Source organism: Mucilaginibacter sp. (assembly GCF_028288225.1).
Classification (GTDB): domain Bacteria; phylum Bacteroidota; class Bacteroidia; order Sphingobacteriales; family Sphingobacteriaceae; genus Mucilaginibacter.
In genome coordinates, this window is the sequence record NZ_JAQBOC010000056.1 from 1 (window position 1) to 3,710 (window position 3,710).

A 3,710-nucleotide genomic window follows, 5' to 3' on the forward strand; every position below is an offset into this window, starting at 1 on the left:
CGGTAGAAATTGTCAGCCGGAACATAGTTGGAAAGCTGAAATTGTATAAATAAGCTTTCCTGATGCGTCTTTTTCCCTTGCATAGCCTAATATACTAAAAACCAATATTTTAATCAATATTTCAAAGTACTTAATTTTAGCCATTGCTGACTTATCTAGTTGCGCAACAATCACGCTTGGGGAAGAGAGGGCGGGTCGAGTGAAGCAATGACCGGGCGAGTAAACTCCGCGAGCGATATTAACGCCAATGCATTATTGAAATGGGTAGCTCACACTATAATCCGTCCGTTTGTTTTTTGGGACTCATCCTAAAAAAACAAACGGACGGCCTTTTTTAATAAAGCTTTTATCCGGTTACCATAAAGCAATGAATATTCGTATACTTGATCAATGAAGAAAATCCTCCTCAACCTAAATTTCCAGGTAATTGCCGGCATATTGCTTGGTGTAATTGTTGGCCTCTGCTTTAAATCGTTCGGACCCACTGCAAAGCTTATTAGCCAGATGTTTATCAGCTTAATAACCATGCTGATAGCACCCATCATATTTTTCACCATAGTACTGGGCATTGCGGGAATGAGCGATATGAAAAAAGTGGGCAGGGTAGGCGGCAAGGCTTTATTATACTTTGAGATAGTAAGCACTTTTGCATTAATTATAGGAGTTATAGTGGCCAATATCGTAAAGCCCGGCGAAGGTTTTGTAAGCCATATTGCCGCTGATACCTCAAAGCTTGAGGTTTACAAGAAAGCTGCTGCCGAAATGCACTGGGGAGATTTTATAGCTCATATTATCCCGTCAAATGTATTTGATGCTTTTGCCAAAGGCGATATTCTGCAGATCTTGTTTTTTGCCATATTATTTGGGTTCGGATTAAGTCGCATGGGCCAAACAGGGCAATCGGTCATCAGCCTTTTTGACAAGCTATCAAAAGTGTTTTTTAATATTATGCACATGGTGATGCGGGTAGCTCCAATCGGCGCCTTCGGTGGCATGGCCTATACTATAAGCACCTATGGCATTAAAACCTTGCAGCCATTGGCTTTGCTTATGGGTTCGGTTTATCTTACTATGTTCCTGTTTATTTTTATTGTGTTGAATATCATTTGCAGGCTGTATAAGTTCAGCCTTTGGCAGTACCTTAAATTTATCAGGGAAGAGATCCTTATTGTGCTGGGCACCTCATCGTCTGAGTCGGTATTGCCGTTAATGATGGAAAAGATGGAGAAGTTTGGCTGCTCGAAATCCGTAGTAGGGCTGGTAATCCCAACCGGGTATTCATTTAACCTGGATGGTACCACCATTTATTTATCAATGGCAACAATATTTCTTGCGCAGGTATTTCACATCCCGATAACCTGGGAACAAGAGGCAGCACTTATAGGGATCTTAATGATCACCTCGAAAGGAGCGGCGGCGGTTACCGGCGGCGGTTTTATTGTATTAACATCAACCCTGGCTGCTATAAAAATCATTCCCGTTGAGGGCGTTGCCATATTACTGGGAGTCGACAGGTTTATGTCGGAAGCAAGGGCCATCACCAACATGATTGGAAATGGGATTGCTACTATTGTGATAGCTAAGAGTGAGGGTGAATTTAGGGTGCCGATAGCTGACGGAAAGATTTAACCCAGTGAAAGATGAATAACGACGGACTTTTTGGTGGTGTAAACGACTTAAAATATTTGTTTCTAGATAATATTAAAGAGCCGTTCGATAACGAATTGTTAATAAAGATTCAGGGAGCATCAATTTCAAAAAAAAAAGAATATGTATCCATCGGCGAAAAATCGTTTGGACCGGTAAAAGCCATTACTCCTGATTACGGCAGGAAATATGCAATTTTTTTCAAGTCATACATCGCATATTTTGTTCAGAATGAAAGTTTCTATTTACATTATGAACATGAAGAATGGGTAGGGGGCTTAATTTGTATTTATAATAAATCAAACTATCTAGATTACATAAAGCAAAATACAGTTGCCGAATATATTCTTGATGAAGAAATAAAACACTATTCTGTTAATTGTTCCAATCATATTATCCATATCGCTTCAATATGTGACCCTCAAATCACAAGAATATAAGGTTGAAACTTAAATTTTTTAATTTGGATGAAGCTTTAATTTAAATAAAAGCTGTGGGTTTCTTCGGCATATTTCTGCGACCAGCAACACCAACAAAGGCGTAAAAGCGGATCGATAAGACTATATCAAAATATCTTCTAATATATTTTTTTAATTGTTAAACTTTTATTTTAACTATTGGTTTATATTATATTAAATCAATTAGTTATGGGACATATATCTACAAAAACAGAAATCTTGTTAGCAATACTTGGCATGTTGTTTTTTTTGATGAGAAACAAAGCAAAGAAACATCTTTCCTCTGAAAATTTGGGGCTAACGGATTAAAGCAGGCAGAGAGTATTCATATTTATTGGCTTTTCTAAAGTATCCATGACGGGCCCGGACAATAAGGTTGGTTTATTGTAAAATTATTCCTGCATTAGGGAATAAGTGGGTTTGACATTCGATCAAAAACTTTAGCTTTGCGCTACAAATAAAAAAATCCAATGAGTGTACTCGTAAATAAAGATTCTAAAGTAATAGTTCAGGGTTTTACAGGTAAAGAAGGCAGTTTCCATGCGTCGCAAATGATTGAGTACGGAACGCAGGTTGTTGGTGGTGTAACCCCCGGTAAAGGCGGTCAGCAGCACTTAGACAGGCCAGTATTTAATACCGTTGCTGATGCAGTAGCAGAAACAGGCGCCAACGTATCTATCATATTTGTACCCCCTGCATTTGCAGCCGATTCAATTTTGGAAGCAGCCGAAGCAGGTATAAAAGTTATTGTTTGTATCACCGAAGGCATCCCTACAAAGGATATGATAATGGTGAAGGAATATTTAGCAGGAAGAGATTCCCGTTTGATAGGCCCTAACTGTCCGGGTATTATTACTGCAGATGAAGCGAAGATTGGTATTATGCCAGGCTTCATCTTCAAAAAAGGCCATGTTGGTGTAGTTTCAAAATCAGGCACTTTAACTTACGAGGCAGTTGACCAGGTAGTAAAAGCCGGGTTGGGCATCACTACAGCCATAGGCATTGGCGGCGACCCGATCATCGGCACAACAACCAAAGAAGCCGTTGAATTGTTAATGAACGATCCTGAAACACATGGCATTATTATGATTGGCGAGATTGGCGGCGGCATGGAAGCTGAGGCAGCACAATGGATAAAAGAAAATGGTACAAAACCTGTTGTCGGCTTTATAGCAGGCCAAACAGCGCCTCCGGGCCGCAGAATGGGTCATGCCGGCGCAATTGTTGGCGGCGCCGATGATACAGCAGCGGCAAAAATGAAAATTATGCGCGAATGCGGCATCCGCGTGGTGGAATCACCCGCTGAAATTGGAGCTGCATTAGCAGAAGAGTTAGCGAAGAAAGCTTAAAGCTAAAAGGCGAAAGCTGAAAGGTTTTATTTTGAGGCGAAAGCTGAAAGGTAAAAGCATAAAGGTTTTAAGCGCAAATATAATTTAAGATCCTGGTCAGTTTGGCTGGGATTTTTTTGTGGGACTTCTCCACCATGTCATTGCCTTTAGATTGGCTTCAACAAAATAGAATAGGTTATTATTATTGTTGAAGCTTTCTTTTTGCTTCTTTTTCTGTGTTAATAACCTTGATTTTTGTTGATAAAGTTAACAACGG

The 3,710-nt window shown here is 39.8% G+C and carries 3 protein-coding genes; all 3 read left to right on the top strand.

Annotation, left to right across the window (positions count from 1 at the left end):
- The first annotated feature begins 390 nt into the window (after positions 1–390).
- Positions 391–1,629, top strand: coding sequence for a C4-dicarboxylate transporter DctA (dctA, locus tag JWQ54_RS17050; RefSeq protein ID WP_299587132.1), 1,239 nt, complete (start codon positions 391–393; stop codon positions 1,627–1,629).
- Between the two features lie 11 nt (positions 1,630–1,640).
- Entirely contained in the window at positions 1,641–2,087 is a 447-nt protein-coding gene (locus JWQ54_RS17055; protein WP_299587134.1) for a hypothetical protein, read from the top strand.
- A gap of 488 nt (positions 2,088–2,575) precedes the next feature.
- Entirely contained in the window at positions 2,576–3,454 is an 879-nt protein-coding gene (sucD, locus tag JWQ54_RS17060) for a succinate--CoA ligase subunit alpha (RefSeq protein ID WP_299587137.1), read from the top strand.
- Positions 3,455–3,710 lie beyond the last annotated feature (256 nt).

What these genes read in the sequence shown, in the direction of transcription:
- dctA (WP_299587132.1), top strand. Translation starts at nt 391, where the DNA reads ATGAAGAAAATCCTCCTCAACCTAAATTTCCAGGTAATTGCCGGCATA.
- JWQ54_RS17055 (WP_299587134.1), top strand. Translation starts at nt 1,641, where the DNA reads ATGAATAACGACGGACTTTTTGGTGGTGTAAACGACTTAAAATATTTG.
- sucD (WP_299587137.1), top strand. Translation starts at nt 2,576, where the DNA reads ATGAGTGTACTCGTAAATAAAGATTCTAAAGTAATAGTTCAGGGTTTT.